The following is a 14,783-nucleotide window of genomic DNA, read 5'->3' as shown; positions in this document are numbered from 1 at the left end:
TAATAATATATAATTAGAGTTCTAATAATTTGAATTCTAATTAATATAAAATGAGTTTTAAATTTTTTTATGGATAGGAGATAACATGTTGGATCAGAGAGAATTAAATTTACTGCTTGTTAAAGTAGGTGCGGTACATAGGAGGAGATCCACTTATGAATTTATGAAGTGTAATCTCACCGCAGGCCAGCCCAGGATGATAAATTACCTGTTTGAACATAACGGCTGCATTCAAAGGGAAATAGCGGCCGACTGTCATATGGAGCCTGCTTCTGTAACCAGTGTACTTAATAGCATGGAAAAGTCCGGGCTGGTAGAGAAAAGGCCTGTAAAGGGAGACAAGCGGGCTCTTGAGGTATGGCTGACCGACAAGGGCCTGGAAAAGAAAAAAGTAATAGACAGGATTTTTATTTCAATGGCTGATGAGTGCTTTCAAGGGTTTTCAGAAGAAGAAAAGCAGCTTGCCGGAGACTTCCTTACCCGGATATTCAGAAATATGATAGACGGAGAACAGCAGGAATGGCGGACCTAGGAGGATATAACGCAAATGGACCTATATAAACCATATTTCAAAAAATACAGGACATTATTCCTGCTTGGCATTAGCTGCGTTTTTTTTGAGGCTGTATGCGATTTGCTCCAGCCAACCATTATGGCGCATATAATAGATGATGGAGTAAAAAACGGCCGCGTTGCTTCCGTTTTATATTTTGGACTTACAATGCTTGGCATAACCGCTCTTGGAGCTTGCTTTGCCGCTACGAGGAATATTCTTGCAAGCAGGGTATCGCAAAGCTTCGGTGCGGATTTAAGGTATGATGTTTTCAAGAAGATCATGAACTTTTCCGAAGCAAGTGCCGACAGTATAGAAAGCGGCTCCCTGATAACCAGAATGACAAATGATACCTCCCAGGTGACACAGTTTGTAAACGGCATTATGAGAATATTTCTTAAGGCTCCGCTCACATGTATCGGGAGTATAATCCTTGCCATTATGCTGAGCCCGTACATGAGTGTGGTGCTGCTGATAGCTATAGCCGTAGTGGCGGCCTTGATCGTCATTAGTATGAAATTAAGCTATATCCGTTTTTCAAAGGTTCAGAAAGCCATCGACAAGGTAAATACCGTTGTACAGGAATATCTGCTGGGCATAAGACTGGTCAAGGCCTTTGGAACATATGAGGAGGAAGAGGGACGGTTCGAGGTGGCAAACTCGGATCTCAATAAAAAAAGTATTTCTTCCCAACTGGTAATAGCATATTTTTCACCGGTCATGTCTTTGACTGTCAGCATCGGAATTGCAGTCATTATCTATCTGGGCAGCATACTGTTCGGAAATGGCCGGCTTGAGGTAGGCAAAGTTGCCGCTTTTATAAATTACATGACTCAAATACTGACCTCTCTCATAATGATAACCAATATTTTCAACACTTTCATAAGAACAAAGGCATCAACTGAGAGAATAGAAGAAATATTGGCCGGAGAAGAGGATTTCGCAGGTGCCGGCAGCCCGAAACCGGTTATTACAGGTGAGCTGGAGTTTGAAAATGTGACCTTTGCATATCCCGGCGGCAGCGGGCTGCCTGTATTAAAGGAGCTGTCCTTTAAAATAAATGCGGGTGAGACCCTGGCGGTAATTGGGCCCACAGGTGCGGGAAAATCCACGCTTGCCTGGCTTTGCCTGCACTTTTATGATGTGAATGAGGGTGCAATTTATATCAATGGGAACAATATCAAAAATATAGATACATCTGTCCTCAGAAAAAACATTGCCTTTGCACCCCAAAAAAGCATGCTTTTCACCGGGTCTGTTTTTGATAATATCGCCTGGGGAGAGAGTACAATGGAGGAGGAACGGGTAATCCGGGCTGCCCAAAATGCCCAGGCCCGGGAATTTATTGAAAAAATGCCGGACAAATTTGACAGTGTGCTGGGACAGAACGGAGTGAACCTGTCAGGAGGACAGAAACAGAGACTATCAATAGCCAGAGCCCTTGCAAAGCAAGCGCCGGTTCTGATCCTGGATGATTGTACAAGTGCACTTGACGCAATTACCGAGGCCCGGGTCAGGAAGGCCTTGAAAAGCCTTGATACAGATAGGACTGTTATAATGATAACTCAAAGGATCGGTACGGCCATGTCGGCCGATAAAATTCTGGTGCTGGATAACGGAGTAAATGTGGGCTTCGGAGAGCATGCGGATTTATTAGATAACTGCAGTACTTACAGGGAGATTTATGATTCACAAATTGGGGGTGGCCTTATAACACATGTCAAATAAGAATGAAGTACGGAATCTCGACAATATGCCAAAGCTGGGAAGATGGGGAGCGGCAGGACATCAGAGATTTAAACCCACAGCGAAGCCCAAGGACACAAAAGGAACTCTTGTCAGACTGATAAGAATGTTCGGAAGATGGCGCAAATCAATACTGATTGCGGCATCACTCACAGTTCTGTCGGCAGCGGCAGGTTTACTTACTCCATATTTGCTTGGCCAGGCTATTAACACATTTAATATTGATACAAACACAGTTGACAACAAGCTGCTTGTAACTATATTGACGGCTCTGGTTTTCTGCTACCTGACCAGCTGGATACTGGATACCTTTAATGGCGTACTCATGGCCAGAGTAACCCAAAGCCTTGTAAAGCACATAAGAACAGAATTTTTTTCCAAGCTCCAGAGAATTCCCCTGAATTTTTATGATACAAGATCTCACGGGGATACCATGAGCAGGATCACAAATGATGTTGACAATATAAGCAGTACGGTAGGACAAACAACCACACAGCTTATATCAAGTGTTTTTTCAATAACGGGGGCACTGGTAATGATGCTGGTATTAAGTCCGGGGCTGACGTTGGTTGCACTGGTAACCATACCGTTAATATTCGTACTTACAAAGACAATAGCTAAAAGAAGCAGAAAGTATTTTACCAGCCAGCAGCAGACACTGGGAAATCTCAATGGCGTTATAGAGGAGAGCATTCAGGGGCTGAAGATGGTAAAGGCCTTTAACAGGCAGCAAAAAGTACTGGAGGATTTTAAGGAAGTTAACCGGACTCTGTGCGATTACTCCACAAAAGCTCAGATCTGGGCCGGTTTTCTTATGCCGTTCATGAATGTAATAAATAATCTCAGCTATACGCTGATAGCCTGCGCCGGCGGATTAATGGCAGTCAGGGATTACATAACCGTAGGAGTTGTAGTCAGCTTTCTCACATACTCGAGACAATTCGGAATGCCCCTTAATCAAATAGCCGGTATGTTTAATACCATTCAGTCGGCCCTTGCCGGCGCTGAAAGAGTCTTTGAGATACTGGACGAGAAGGAAGAGATATCCGATAAGCCAAATCTCAAGGAATTCGGACCGGCCTTGGGGAAAGTGGAGTTTAAGGAAATCAGCTTTTCCTATACCCAGGGAAAACCTGTATTGAACAATGTCAGCTTTCAGGTGCAGCCGGGAGAAGTTGTTGCACTGGTAGGTGAGACGGGGGCCGGAAAAACAACCATTGTAAATCTTCTGACCCGCTTTTACGAACCTGAAAAGGGTCGGATATTAATTGACGATGTAAGCATTACAGATATAACAAGAAAGGATCTGAGGAACTGCTTCTCGGTGGTATTGCAGGATACCTGCCTTTTTACCGGAAGCATTGCCGACAATATAAGGTATTCGAGACCTGATGCCGCCGATGCCGAAGTCAGGGACGCTGCCGTCATGGCTCACGCAGACGGTTTTATTTCCCGCCTTCCAAAGGGTTATAATACTCCGGTTTCCGGCAGCTCCGACAACCTGAGCCAGGGGCAGCGCCAGCTCATTGCCATAGCCAGGGCAGTCCTGTGCCAGGCGCCTGTTCTGATACTTGACGAGGCCACAAGCAGCGTTGATACCAAAACAGAGAAGGAAATACAACAGGCGCTTCTGAAGCTGATGAAAAACCATACAAGTTTCCTGATAGCCCACCGCCTGTCCACCATCCGGGACGCCGATAAAATACTGGTCATAGGGGACGGAGGTATTCTTGAAACAGGTACGCACCTCCAGCTGATGGAGAAAAAGGGAGTATACTACAGAATGGTTATCAGCCAGCTGGGATTGGATGAGGAAGCCGGTTGACACCCGCATTACCAGATATTACAATTAACTTATCTTACCCTCTCAAAAACGTATTGTACATTGTCAATAGAGGGTAATGTATAATAATACTTGTCGGCCGGATGGATGCAGAAGATATAAAAGTAAAGTTTGGAGAGATGCTATGAACATATCTATTGCTACTGCAACATTTTATAACATACCTTTTACAGAAGCGCTGGAGCTCATAAAACGTGCCGGTTTTGAGAGCATTGAGCTGGATACCTACTGGACCGGCGGTGACAACTGGGAGGTAACACAGCATCTCAGAAATATCCGGCCAAGAGAGGTGTTAAAGATAGTAAGGGAAAGCGGACTGAGAATAAATTCCCTCCATGATATGGGTGGCGTCATATTCAAGGACACCGATACCCTGATCGGTGCCGGTACATACGAGTACCTTGAATTTGGAGAAAAGGATATTCCCTGCCTGGTTTTTCATGCACCTCATAAAAAGACAGAGGACAGGAGCTGGTGGTCCGGGTATGCTCCAAAAGCCGCAGAGGATTTGAAAGCACTTAAAGACAGATTTCTGGTCTGCATAGAAAATATTCAAAACTTTCCGGGATACCAGACCTCTTTGATCGACCCTGCTGAGATGCTTGCCTTTGTCAGGGACAATGGATTGTACATAAATATCGACACCACCCATTATGCACAGTGCGGGATCGATATAGTCTCTGCGGCAAAGTTCGTGAGGGATTATGTCAAAGGGGTGCATTTCAGTGATTATAAGGACGGCAAAAGGCATTTGTTCCCGGGTGAGGGAGTATTGGAGCTGAAGGGCTTTGTCAACTCCCTGAAACTTGACGGCCTGCATGCACTGACTCTGGAGTGCAATATCCCCTATGAAAAGGGCAGGCCTGAGGTATCTGTGGAAAGTATGAAGAGGGCCAGGAGCTACGTTGAGAGCCTGATACTGTGATGGACCTCAAGTGAACGGGGTATGAAAGGGATGGAGCATGAAGAACTATACGGAGTTTGATGCGGCAGCAGATTTGAATGATATAATAAAATTTTTATCCAGAAGGGATATTCTCCGGCTTACCGGCCAGGCATTGTACGACGGTTTTGGAATTTCACAGGCCGACCTGCTCATTATACTCGGCAGCAGTATTCCGTACCTGGCGGAACTTGGCGCAAGGGCGTTTGTTGGCGGAGTCGCCAAAGAATTGATGATAGTTGGAGGAATAGGTCATTCTACCAAATATCTGGCCGAAAATATACGCAATAATCCGGAATACCGGGATATTGCTGTTGAAAACAGGCCTGAGGCGGATATTTTGAAAGAGGTGGTTTCAAAAAACACAGGTTTGGAGGTTAACAATATTATTATTGAAAACAGGTCAACCAACTGTGGCGAGAATGCTTCACAGGCTCTGAAGGTCTTAAGGGAGAGGGCTGAAATTCCGGCTTCGGTAATAATCCTTCAGGACCCTACAATGCAGTTAAGGACCCATGCGGCATTTCTCAAGACCTGGGCCGGTGAGAAAACGAGGATCATCAGTTACAGCCCCTTTATTCCCACTATTAAAGCAGAGACCGGAAGCTTAAAGTTTTCAGACAATATTTATGGCTTGTGGTCATTTGACAGGTTTATAGATCTTGTCATGGGTGAAATACCAAGACTGAGGGATGACCAGGAGGGTTACGGACCGAAAGGGAAGGACTTTATAGTACATGTTGATATTCCTGACAATGTGCTTGAAGCCTATGATAGATTGCAATCGATATATGTTGAATACAAACATATCAAGTTTAGAAAATGAGCTGCATGCAGGATTGGCCACAAATGTGGCTCATGGAGGTTAAAATGAAAAAGGTAATTGCGGTATTTGTTATTGTGGGAGTAATCCTTGCGGGGTATTTCGGAGCAAAAGGCATACAGTCGTACCTTGATTTGAGGAAGTATCAGAAGCAGATCGAAGATATTAAAATAGAGAATGTGGACCTGAGCAGTATTTCAGACGGGACATATGTGGGAAGTGCCGAGGTGCTCTGGATAGCAGCCGAAGTCAAAGTCAATGTAAAGGACCATAAAATAGCGAATATTGATCTGATAAGGCATAAAAACGGGCGGGGTGCAAAGGCTGAGGTAATACCCCAGAAAGTTGTGGAGACCCAGTCCCTTCAGGTTGATGCCGTATCAGGTGCTACCAACAGCAGCAAAGTAATTCTGAAGGCCATACAAAACGCATTGGAAAATGCTTTAAAATAAGGTACTGCAAAAAACCATTGGACCAAATGTGAAATTATTATAAGGTGTGCGCGTACTGGCTTCGATAAATGGATTACCTGCAAAGTACAGGACTGGGTTTTGTAAAGCTTCCCATTTATTGAAGTTGTACGCGCGCACCTTAATCAATAGTAATTCATGTATCGCAGTCGTCTCAATTTACAACAGCTGCTTTGACACTATCTGATTTTAATGTGGACTTCACGGAGCTGGGCCTCGGTTATTTCGGCAGGGGCGCCGCACATGAGATCCTGGGCATTTCCGTTCATGGGGAAGGGGATAACTTCACGAATGTTTTCCTCATTCCTCAAAAGCATGATCATACGGTCAACACCCGGAGCCATACCCGCATGAGGCGGTGCTCCAAACTGGAAAGCCTGGTACAGGGCCCCGAATTTATTACGGAGATCTTCTTGAGAGTAACCGGCTATCTCAAAGGCTTTGATCATTATGTCAAGGCTGTGGTTTCTAACAGCGCCCGAGGAGAGTTCAATGCCGTTGCACACTATATCATACTGGTAAGCAAGGATCTCCAGAGGGTCCTTTGTATTGAGTGCTTCCAGTCCGCCCTGGGGCATGGAGAAGGGGTTATGGGTAAAGTTGATTTTCTTTTCGGCAGTGTCATACTCAAACATGGGGAAATCATTTACAAAACAGAAACGGTAAGCATTCTTTTCACATATGTCGAGGCGTGTGCCAAGTTCCGTTCGGATCTGACCGGCAAGCAGGGCGGCGCGTTCTTCCTTGTCGGCGATGAAGAAAATCGTATCACCCGGTTCAAGGCCTGCAAGGCCTGAAAGCTCTCTCTTTATTTCATCCGGTATGAATTTGTCTATAGGGCCTTTATATGTCATATCGCCATTGACCTCAAGATAGCCGAGTCCGCCCATACCGATTGATGTAGCAAATTGCAGCAGCTTTTCATGGAAGCCCTTGGACATTTCGGCATGAACCCTGACAGCGCGGACTGTCTTGTTGTGGAAGGGCTTGAAGGTACATTTCTGGAAGAAATCCGACAGGTCTATTATTCTCAGAGGGTTGCGCAGGTCGGGCTTATCGGTGCCGAACTCAAGCATTGCCTGCCTGTAGCTGATTACGGGATATGGAGCTTCGGTCACAGAGTATCCTTCGGGGGCAAATTTCTTAAATGCAGAGGTAAGAACTTCTTCACCTGCACGGAATACGTCTTCCTGGGTGGCAAAGCTCATCTCGAAATCCAACTGATAAAACTCTCCCGGTGAGCGGTCGGCGCGGGCATCCTCATCACGGAAGCAGGGAGCTATCTGAAAATACCTGTCGAAGCCTGATACCATGAGGAGCTGCTTATACTGCTGAGGAGCCTGTGGAAGTGCATAAAACTTTCCCTTGTACTTGCGGGAAGGTACGATATAATCCCTTGCACCCTCAGGTGATGACGCACAGAGAATGGGAGTCTGGATTTCCAGGAAGCCCATGTCGGTCATTTTTTGTCTCAGGAAGCTGATAACCTCCGAGCGGAAAATAATATTGTCTTTAACCTTTTTATTGCGAAGGTCAAGGTAACGGTACTTAAGCCGCAGATCCTCACGGGTTTCCTTTGAAGTCATAACCTCGAAGGGGAGCTGTTTGTATACCTTTCCCAGAACATCAACTGAGTGAGCCTCCAGTTCGATCGTTCCGGTAGGAATCTTTGGATTGTATGTCTCTTCGTCACGGCATTCAATTACGCCTTCAATTGAAATACAGTCCTCCTTGCCGATTCCTTCCAGCAGGTCTGTGTTCCGTATTACGACCTGCATGACACCGTACATGTCTCTAAGATCTATGAAAGATACACCGCCATGGTCCCGTATATTTTCGACCCAACCTGCAATTCTTAGTGTTTTGCCAACATCACCTTCACTGATGCTGTTCAAAGTCCTGTTCCTGTAAATGTTAGATGTGTTCATAATTTATCTCCTTTACTGATATTTTGAGCATAAAAAAAGCTCATCCAAAACTAATAAGTCCAGGACGAACATATAATGTCCGCGGTACCACCTGAATTACTGGCTAGCAGTCACTCAACGGTTCAAAAAAACCATGCTGTTTAACGCACCGGCATACGTCGCACCTACTGGTCAGGACTGGCAGATACATTTTTTCAAAAACAAATAAATGTACAACTAAACCTGAAGTTCGGATTGAGGCTGGTAAAGTGTTATTCACGCAAATTCACTTTGTGGAGTTCTCACCGGCCTCCACTCACTGGAAACGATAAATTGCGCTACTTCTCTTCGTCATTGCCTTTTCTTAAAAACAGTTGCTTCTCACGAATTAATGCAGTCATAAGCTTTGTGCCTGGAACAGGTAACCGTTCCTGAATATCACATCCTCTCAAGCCTTAAAAATAATACAAAAAAAGAACCGCATATGTAAATATTATTATTTACCAATGTGGTTCTTATCCGTCGTCCGTCGGTCTCCACACAGGTACAACACGTCAAGCGCTTGCACCTGTGATTGATTGTTCTCACAAATACAAGCGCTAAATATTGTCCCCATGATTCAGGTTTATTAACTGAAGTTTAGACATATTAGCAGCCTGCTTTCTTTTTTTTTCAATATTAGCATACTAAAGTATTAAAAGTCAACTGGCAGATATTTGTTAAAGTTTTTCAGCACTCAGTTCCAGGAATTTTTCAATGTCCTGTTCTATTGTTTTTAAGGAATTTCTCCAGAAATCAATACCCCGGACATCGATATTCATCATTTTTGTTACATCTTCTATTTTATTCTTACCTGTAACGCGTAACAGAGCTTCATAGTCTTTGACAAAAGCTTTTCCTCTTTTTTCATACTCTGCGTACAGACCTTTTGCGAAAAGTTGTCCAAAGGCATAGGGGAAATTGTAGAAGTTTGTATCAGCGGTATAGTAGTGCGGTTTGCAGGCCCACATATATTTGTGCATATATTCGGGATCCAGTCCGTCGCCGTATGCTTCCTTTTGGGCCCACAGCATTATTTCATTCAATTCTCCGGTGCTTAAGGAACCGTCTTTTCTCCTCTTGAACAGTTCGCTTTCAAAAAGAAACCGGCTGTAGATATCAACGATTACCTGTGTGACGTCGCTCAGTTCCATTTCCAGGATTGCAAAGGCTTCCTCCTTTGAGGCTGCTTTTATAGCGGCCTTTTTAACTATGGTTTCACAGAAGGTTGAAGCGGTTTCGGCTAACGGCATGGGATAATCGCTGTTGAGCATGCTTTCATTCTTTATGCACTCATCATGATAAGCGTGCCCCAATTCATGCACCATGGTTATGATATCGCTGAAGGTTCCTCCGAAGTTAAGCATTACCCTGCTCTGACCAATAATGTGCAGGTCCTGGCAAAAGGCACCTCCGATTTTTCCTTCTCTGGGATAAACATCTATCCAGTTGGATTCTATGGCCTTTTTGGCGAAATCTGCGAGACTGCTGCTAAAGGTCCTGTAGTTTTCGTCGACAATCTTTACAGCTTCCTCATAGGTATATTTTTTATTCAAATCTCCCATAGGAGCAAACAGATCAAAGAAAGGAAGCCCCTTTTTACTTCCCAGCAATTGTCCCTTGGTACGGAGGTACTTCCTAAAGGCAGGTAAACTTTCCCTCATTGCAGTCAGCATGGCCTCCAGTGTCTGTGCTTCCATTCTGGAGTTGAACAGGGTTTCCTCCAGAGGAGAACCAAAACCTCTCAGTTCGGCAACGGTAATAACTTCACCCTTGATGCCGTTCAGGCAGGCGGACAGGGAATCATCAATTTTCTCATACGATGCCAGTTCAGCTTCGTAAGCCTTTTTCCTCAATTCCCTGCTGCTTTCGTAAGCCATATTTCTTATGATTGAAAGGGGCAGCTGCTTTTTCTCTCCGTCCAGCTCTATATCAACCTTTAAGGTGGAGGTCAGAAGATCCTTGAGCTTTAACCAGGCACTTGAGCCTGTATTTTTCATACGCGCGATGATAGCTTCCTGCTTACCGTCCAGAAGATGTGAACTCTTTTCAATTATTTCCTTTAGATAAAATTCATGTTCCTTCAATATATCAGAGGCTTGTATGGCATTATCAATATCTGCTGCCGAACCTATCCATTTGTTAATTTTTGCATTTGCTTCAGCAACAGAACTGAGTTTTACCTCAAGGATTTCCATATTTTTTGTAGCCTTCTCATTTTTGGTATCAACAGTATAGGATAGCTCCGAGAAGTTGTACAGTCTGCTGGCTAATTCCGAAAGACGGGTTTTTATTCCTATAAACTGTTCAAGTGCAGCTCTAATATCCCTACTGCTTTCGACGGTATTATCCACCCAATTAATATACTCTTTTAAGATGCCGTTCAGAGCACTCATATCCTTTTTGAAGTCTTCGCCGTCAAAGGACGAATATAGATCTTTCAAACTCCACAAATAATCCATGTTGCTTCCCTCCTAAATTTTGGTCATACTATGAGTATACAACAATTCAAGTATTAATAATACCGGCTGGATCATAATCTTTAATAGGATAAATGGCAGTGCCGGTAGGAAAATAAAGTCCGGGAGGATTTATCATGTCGCAGATAAAAGATATTGTTAACAGGCAGCGTGAGTATTTTTATTCAGGAGAGACAGCGGGGATTTCCTTCAGGCTGAATGCACTCAAAACTCTGGAGAAAACCATAAGAGCCCATGAACAGGAAATATTTGAGGCTTTGAAGAAAGATTTGAATAAGGCACCTTTCGAAACCTACATGACTGAAATAGGAATTATACTTGATGAGATCAAATACATGAGCAAAAATATAAAAAGCTGGTGCAGAAATAAGAAGGTCAAAACCCCGCTATCACATTTCAAGTCCACATCCTACATTATTTCCGAGCCCTATGGGGTAGTGCTTGTCATGTCCCCATGGAATTATCCCTTTCAGCTGACTATTGCCCCTTTGCTGGGAGCAATTGCGGGAGGGAATTGTGTTATTTTGAAGCCTTCCGAATATTCGGTACATACCAGCCGCCTGTTAAGCAGAATTATCGGTGAAAGTTTTGATGAGAGGCATATTACAGTGCTTGAGGGAGGGACTGAAGTCAACCGCCAGCTGCTTCAGGAAAGCTTTGACTATATATTTTTTACCGGAAGTGCAAGTGTGGGAAGGATAGTCATGGAGGCTGCAGCCAAACAGCTGATACCTGTCACACTGGAACTGGGAGGTAAAAGTCCCTGCATAGTAGACCGGGATGCCAGGGTTGACATAGCTGCCAGAAGAATAATATGGGGTAAATGCCTGAACAGCGGACAGACCTGCGTGGCACCAGATTACCTATATGTTCACCGGGAGGTAAAAAAGGAATTAATTGAAGCCATGAAAAAGTATATAACCGAATTTTACGGAGAGGATCCCTGCAACAACGAGGAATACCCCAGGATCATAAATGAAAGGCACTTTAACAGGCTAAGAGCACTTATGGACAGGGGAACAATACTTGCGGGGGGATATGTAAATACCGGTACCTTACAAATATCACCCACTATTATTGACCATGTGACCTGGGAGGACCCTGTCATGCAGGAAGAAATATTCGGGCCGGTGCTGCCTGTCCTCGAATATGACAGTATATCCGAAGTTACGGCTGAGATTAACAGGCATCCCAAACCGTTGGCGCTATACCTTTTTACAAACAACAGGCCGGTGGAGGAGGAGGTATTACGAAATGTTTCCTTTGGAGGAGGCTGCGTTAATGATACAATCATACATCTTGCCTCCTCACACCTGCCGTTTGGAGGGGCAGGTGCCAGCGGGATAGGCGGTTATCACGGAAAATGGAGCTTTGATACCTTTACCCGTCAAAAAAGCATATTGAAAAAGTCCACATTGTTTGATATTAAGCTCAGATATGCACCGTATGGAAACAAATTGAAGCTGCTGAAAAAAATTATGAGATAAGGGTAACCTTTGTGACGGCTGTCTTGTCCAAAAATTCCTTAACTGCTGCATTTGCCTGTTCAGGTCTTTCGAGAGGCAATAAATGTCCTGCGTTCTGAATCAGTTTAAATTCAGCTTCTGCTCCACCGGCAATGGCCAGCTTTACAGCTCTATCCATTTCATGTTGTTTCACCAGAACGCTGTCGGCTCCTCTCAACCAAAGAGAGGGGCTTTTGATTTGCGGGATCCGGTCCAAAAGATTCCATTTCAGGCGGAAAGGTCCTATGCAGTGCAGTAACCAGTCGTCCATGTCATTTTCTCGGTAAATGTATTTACCTTTAACCTCATCACGGATTATGGAAGTTAATCTTTCAGGGTCGGTAGGTTTTGAGCCACCTGCAAATAGGGATTCGACAAGCTTCTTCATATAGGAATGGTCCTGTTTTATATACTTTCTGCTAAGCTTCCTGAGCATCCCCGGAAAATTTATATATAGCCAGGTTATGAATTCCATATCCACCTTGTCACCCAGCCCGCCAGGCTCAAATAGCACCATTGATTTTACCTTGTCCGGATATAATGATGCATATTCGATGCTGAGTCCGCCACCCATGGAAAGCCCCACGAGACTGAAGGAGTTAATCTGCAACTGTTCAAAGGTACAATTCAGAATATCCATCAGCCTTGAGTGATCCATGATTCCTTCCCAGGGTCTCGATTTACCGTGCCGTGGTATATCCAGCGCGAATAAATGATAATATGCACTTAAAAAGGGGAACATCTGATCCCATATGAACCTGGATTCATCATACATAGAGCCATGCAGCATCACAACGACCGGTTTATCAGAACTGCCGGCTTCATAGACCGACATGGGCCCGCCGCAAATATTTAATTCATGATGCTTCAGCCCGGGTACATTTTCAATCCCGCCGGTTAATTCTCCCGTTTCAAAAGTGTCCTTCATATTTTACACCTGTCCTTCCTTCTTTTTGTTTTGGTCACAGCCTTTGCTCCTGTCTTTGAGAAGCAGTTCAAGAATGTCTATCCACTTCTCAAAGCCCTGTTCAAGATTGTCCGGATCGGTCTCAGCCTTATATAACTTTTCCTCAAGATATCCCAGTGAGACCCAGAAGATGATTTGCTTTGCCGCTGACGGTGAAATATCTTTTCTTAACCCCTTAAAATCACCGATTTCATTCAGTAAGTCACTATAATTTACTTCACTGTTCTTCATATTTATTTGTATGTTTATTTGTGATTTTTCGTAATTTTCATACTCCTTTTTTACAAGCTCCCTGACGAAAGGGTCGGTGTCGAAAGCAGCAGTATATGAGAACCTGTAAATCCACGGATATACCTTGAATAAGGAGAGTCTGAGCCTGGCGCTTCGTCTCATGAATGAAAACATGTCAGTATCGCTCCCTTTTTCTGAACGTGCAATCCCATCTGCTTCGCGAATACTGTCCGATGCAAGCCTGAAGATTTTTATATAAAGGTTTTCTTTATTTGAGAAGTACTTGAACAGCACACTTTTCGATATCCCAGCCGCCTCGGCTATATCTTTCATGGATGCTTTCTTATATCCGTGTTTGGCAAATACTTCACAGGCAGCACTAATGATTTTATTCTGTTTTTCCTTTTCAAGATTATCAAATGCCATAACAACATCTTCCTTTTGATAGTTATAATTTATCCGTGACCGATTCGGTCACGGATAAATTATAACACAGCGAATCTGCATTGTAAATATTTGTTCTATTAACGGCAAAGGCAGACAACCGAAATCCGCTGTCTGCCTTGCCAAACGCCGCGGTTCATATCATATCCCCATGGGCCGCTGTTTGTTATCTGAATCTTGGTATATCATCCAAATCCTCCACAGCGGGATTGTTTGGATCTGCACTCAGATATTCTCCGCCGTTCTTTCCTCTGACGACATTGTAGCCCTCCAGGTTGCCCTGTTTTGCCATCAAAACCGCATAATTAAAAGAGCAGGTGTTACCGTTTTCAAACATAACATCGGTAATAATCCCGTCATCATTTCTTCTGACCCTGGTAATTCTATTTCCCAGTTTCATACGGTTCCTCCTTTCTCAAATAATTAATTTTTCAAAAGAACTGCATTATTAGTTTTTCATTATAATAAAACATTAAACTGACAAAAATATGGACGACATATAATTGTCAGTACGGATCGCTTGTATAATTGCTTCAAGATTTAATAAATGGTAAAATTAAGTAAATCATCAGGCAAAGCATGAATTACCATAATAAGTAGTTATGTATTAAGGGGGAGCTTATATGTATTTGAGGGATAATAGCAGTTTTTTTACAGGTACATCTTTATTAGTGATATTCAGTTCACTGATGTACCTGTGTATAATAGCAATGATTGTTGTTGGTTTTGTTTTTCTGGTTAAATTCCTTCGGGCCGGCACAAAAGCCTTTAATCTGTATGTCCGAAACAATGCACAAACCAATGAAAAAAAGCAGCAGCAACCATAAAAATA

Annotated in this window: 13 protein-coding genes; 8 read left to right on the top strand and 5 right to left on the bottom strand. The window is 43.7% G+C overall.

Features of this window, described 5'->3' with window-relative positions:
- Positions 1-85 precede the first annotated feature (85 nt).
- From T344_RS0108360 to T344_RS0108335, 6 genes are all read left to right on the top strand, one after another.
- Entirely contained in the window at positions 86-532 is a 447-nt protein-coding gene (locus T344_RS0108360) for a MarR family winged helix-turn-helix transcriptional regulator (protein WP_027628330.1), read from the top strand.
- A gap of 15 nt (positions 533-547) precedes the next feature.
- Entirely contained in the window at positions 548-2,281 is a 1,734-nt protein-coding gene (locus T344_RS0108355; protein WP_027628329.1) for an ABC transporter ATP-binding protein, read from the top strand.
- Positions 2,271-4,124, top strand: a complete 1,854-nt coding sequence (locus T344_RS0108350; protein ID WP_027628328.1) for an ABC transporter ATP-binding protein — start codon at positions 2,271-2,273, stop codon at positions 4,122-4,124. The genes T344_RS0108355 and T344_RS0108350 overlap by 11 nt, the downstream gene beginning before the upstream one ends.
- A 142-nt stretch (positions 4,125-4,266) precedes the next feature.
- On the top strand, positions 4,267-5,067 hold the full coding sequence (locus T344_RS0108345) for a sugar phosphate isomerase/epimerase family protein (RefSeq protein ID WP_027628327.1): 801 nt from the start codon (positions 4,267-4,269) through the stop codon (positions 5,065-5,067).
- A gap of 37 nt (positions 5,068-5,104) precedes the next feature.
- Positions 5,105-5,911, top strand: coding sequence for an ElyC/SanA/YdcF family protein (locus T344_RS0108340; RefSeq protein ID WP_051571687.1), 807 nt, complete (start codon positions 5,105-5,107; stop codon positions 5,909-5,911).
- Between the two features lie 44 nt (positions 5,912-5,955).
- Positions 5,956-6,360 (top strand): FMN-binding protein, encoded by a 405-nt coding sequence (locus T344_RS0108335; RefSeq protein WP_027628325.1) that lies wholly within the window; start codon positions 5,956-5,958, stop codon positions 6,358-6,360.
- Positions 6,361-6,557: 197 nt separating this feature from the next.
- On the opposite strand, the gene aspS is transcribed toward T344_RS0108335, so the two are convergent.
- Together aspS and T344_RS0108325 are read right to left on the bottom strand one after the other, a co-directional pair.
- Positions 6,558-8,306, bottom strand: coding sequence for an aspartate--tRNA ligase (gene aspS, locus T344_RS0108330; RefSeq protein WP_027628324.1), 1,749 nt, complete (start codon positions 8,304-8,306; stop codon positions 6,558-6,560).
- Positions 8,307-9,004: 698 nt separating this feature from the next.
- Positions 9,005-10,786, bottom strand: coding sequence for a M3 family oligoendopeptidase (locus T344_RS0108325; protein ID WP_027628323.1), 1,782 nt, complete (start codon positions 10,784-10,786; stop codon positions 9,005-9,007).
- 134 nt (positions 10,787-10,920) lie between these two features.
- On the opposite strand from T344_RS0108325, the gene T344_RS0108320 reads away from it, so the two are divergent.
- The gene (locus T344_RS0108320; protein ID WP_027628322.1) at positions 10,921-12,291 is read left to right on the top strand and encodes an aldehyde dehydrogenase; all 1,371 of its coding nucleotides are present in this window, start codon (positions 10,921-10,923) and stop codon (positions 12,289-12,291) included.
- Here T344_RS0108320 and T344_RS0108315 read toward each other — a convergent pair.
- From T344_RS0108315 to T344_RS0108305, 3 genes are all read right to left on the bottom strand, one after another.
- The gene (locus tag T344_RS0108315) at positions 12,281-13,237 is read right to left on the bottom strand and encodes an alpha/beta fold hydrolase (protein WP_027628321.1); all 957 of its coding nucleotides are present in this window, start codon (positions 13,235-13,237) and stop codon (positions 12,281-12,283) included. The genes T344_RS0108320 and T344_RS0108315 overlap by 11 nt on opposite strands.
- A gap of 3 nt (positions 13,238-13,240) precedes the next feature.
- Positions 13,241-13,933 (bottom strand): TetR/AcrR family transcriptional regulator, encoded by a 693-nt coding sequence (locus tag T344_RS29670; protein ID WP_051571686.1) that lies wholly within the window; start codon positions 13,931-13,933, stop codon positions 13,241-13,243.
- 184 nt (positions 13,934-14,117) lie between these two features.
- On the bottom strand, positions 14,118-14,351 hold the full coding sequence (locus T344_RS0108305) for a DUF3892 domain-containing protein (RefSeq protein WP_027628320.1): 234 nt from the start codon (positions 14,349-14,351) through the stop codon (positions 14,118-14,120).
- 223 nt (positions 14,352-14,574) lie between these two features.
- On the opposite strand from T344_RS0108305, the gene T344_RS0108300 reads away from it, so the two are divergent.
- Positions 14,575-14,778 carry a hypothetical protein gene (locus T344_RS0108300; protein WP_027628319.1) on the top strand — a complete coding sequence of 68 codons (204 nt, stop codon included), beginning with the start codon at positions 14,575-14,577 and terminating at the stop codon, positions 14,776-14,778.
- Positions 14,779-14,783 lie beyond the last annotated feature (5 nt).

Source organism: Ruminiclostridium cellobioparum DSM 1351 = ATCC 15832 (assembly GCF_000621505.1).
Taxonomy (GTDB): Bacteria; Bacillota; Clostridia; order Acetivibrionales; family DSM-1351; genus Ruminiclostridium; species Ruminiclostridium cellobioparum.
The sequence above is the reverse complement of the archived record's forward strand: the minus strand, read 5'-3'. Positions and strand labels throughout refer to the sequence as shown.

What these genes read in the sequence shown, in the direction of transcription:
- T344_RS0108360 (WP_027628330.1), top strand. Translation starts at nt 86, where the DNA reads ATGTTGGATCAGAGAGAATTAAATTTACTGCTTGTTAAAGTAGGTGCG.
- T344_RS0108355 (WP_027628329.1), top strand. Translation starts at nt 548, where the DNA reads ATGGACCTATATAAACCATATTTCAAAAAATACAGGACATTATTCCTG.
- T344_RS0108350 (WP_027628328.1), top strand. Translation starts at nt 2,271, where the DNA reads ATGTCAAATAAGAATGAAGTACGGAATCTCGACAATATGCCAAAGCTG.
- T344_RS0108345 (WP_027628327.1), top strand. Translation starts at nt 4,267, where the DNA reads ATGAACATATCTATTGCTACTGCAACATTTTATAACATACCTTTTACA.
- T344_RS0108340 (WP_051571687.1), top strand. Translation starts at nt 5,105, where the DNA reads ATGAAGAACTATACGGAGTTTGATGCGGCAGCAGATTTGAATGATATA.
- T344_RS0108335 (WP_027628325.1), top strand. Translation starts at nt 5,956, where the DNA reads ATGAAAAAGGTAATTGCGGTATTTGTTATTGTGGGAGTAATCCTTGCG.
- aspS (WP_027628324.1), bottom strand. Translation starts at nt 8,306, where the DNA reads ATGAACACATCTAACATTTACAGGAACAGGACTTTGAACAGCATCAGT.
- T344_RS0108325 (WP_027628323.1), bottom strand. Translation starts at nt 10,786, where the DNA reads ATGGATTATTTGTGGAGTTTGAAAGATCTATATTCGTCCTTTGACGGC.
- T344_RS0108320 (WP_027628322.1), top strand. Translation starts at nt 10,921, where the DNA reads ATGTCGCAGATAAAAGATATTGTTAACAGGCAGCGTGAGTATTTTTAT.
- T344_RS0108315 (WP_027628321.1), bottom strand. Translation starts at nt 13,237, where the DNA reads ATGAAGGACACTTTTGAAACGGGAGAATTAACCGGCGGGATTGAAAAT.
- T344_RS29670 (WP_051571686.1), bottom strand. Translation starts at nt 13,933, where the DNA reads ATGGCATTTGATAATCTTGAAAAGGAAAAACAGAATAAAATCATTAGT.
- T344_RS0108305 (WP_027628320.1), bottom strand. Translation starts at nt 14,351, where the DNA reads ATGAAACTGGGAAATAGAATTACCAGGGTCAGAAGAAATGATGACGGG.
- T344_RS0108300 (WP_027628319.1), top strand. Translation starts at nt 14,575, where the DNA reads ATGTATTTGAGGGATAATAGCAGTTTTTTTACAGGTACATCTTTATTA.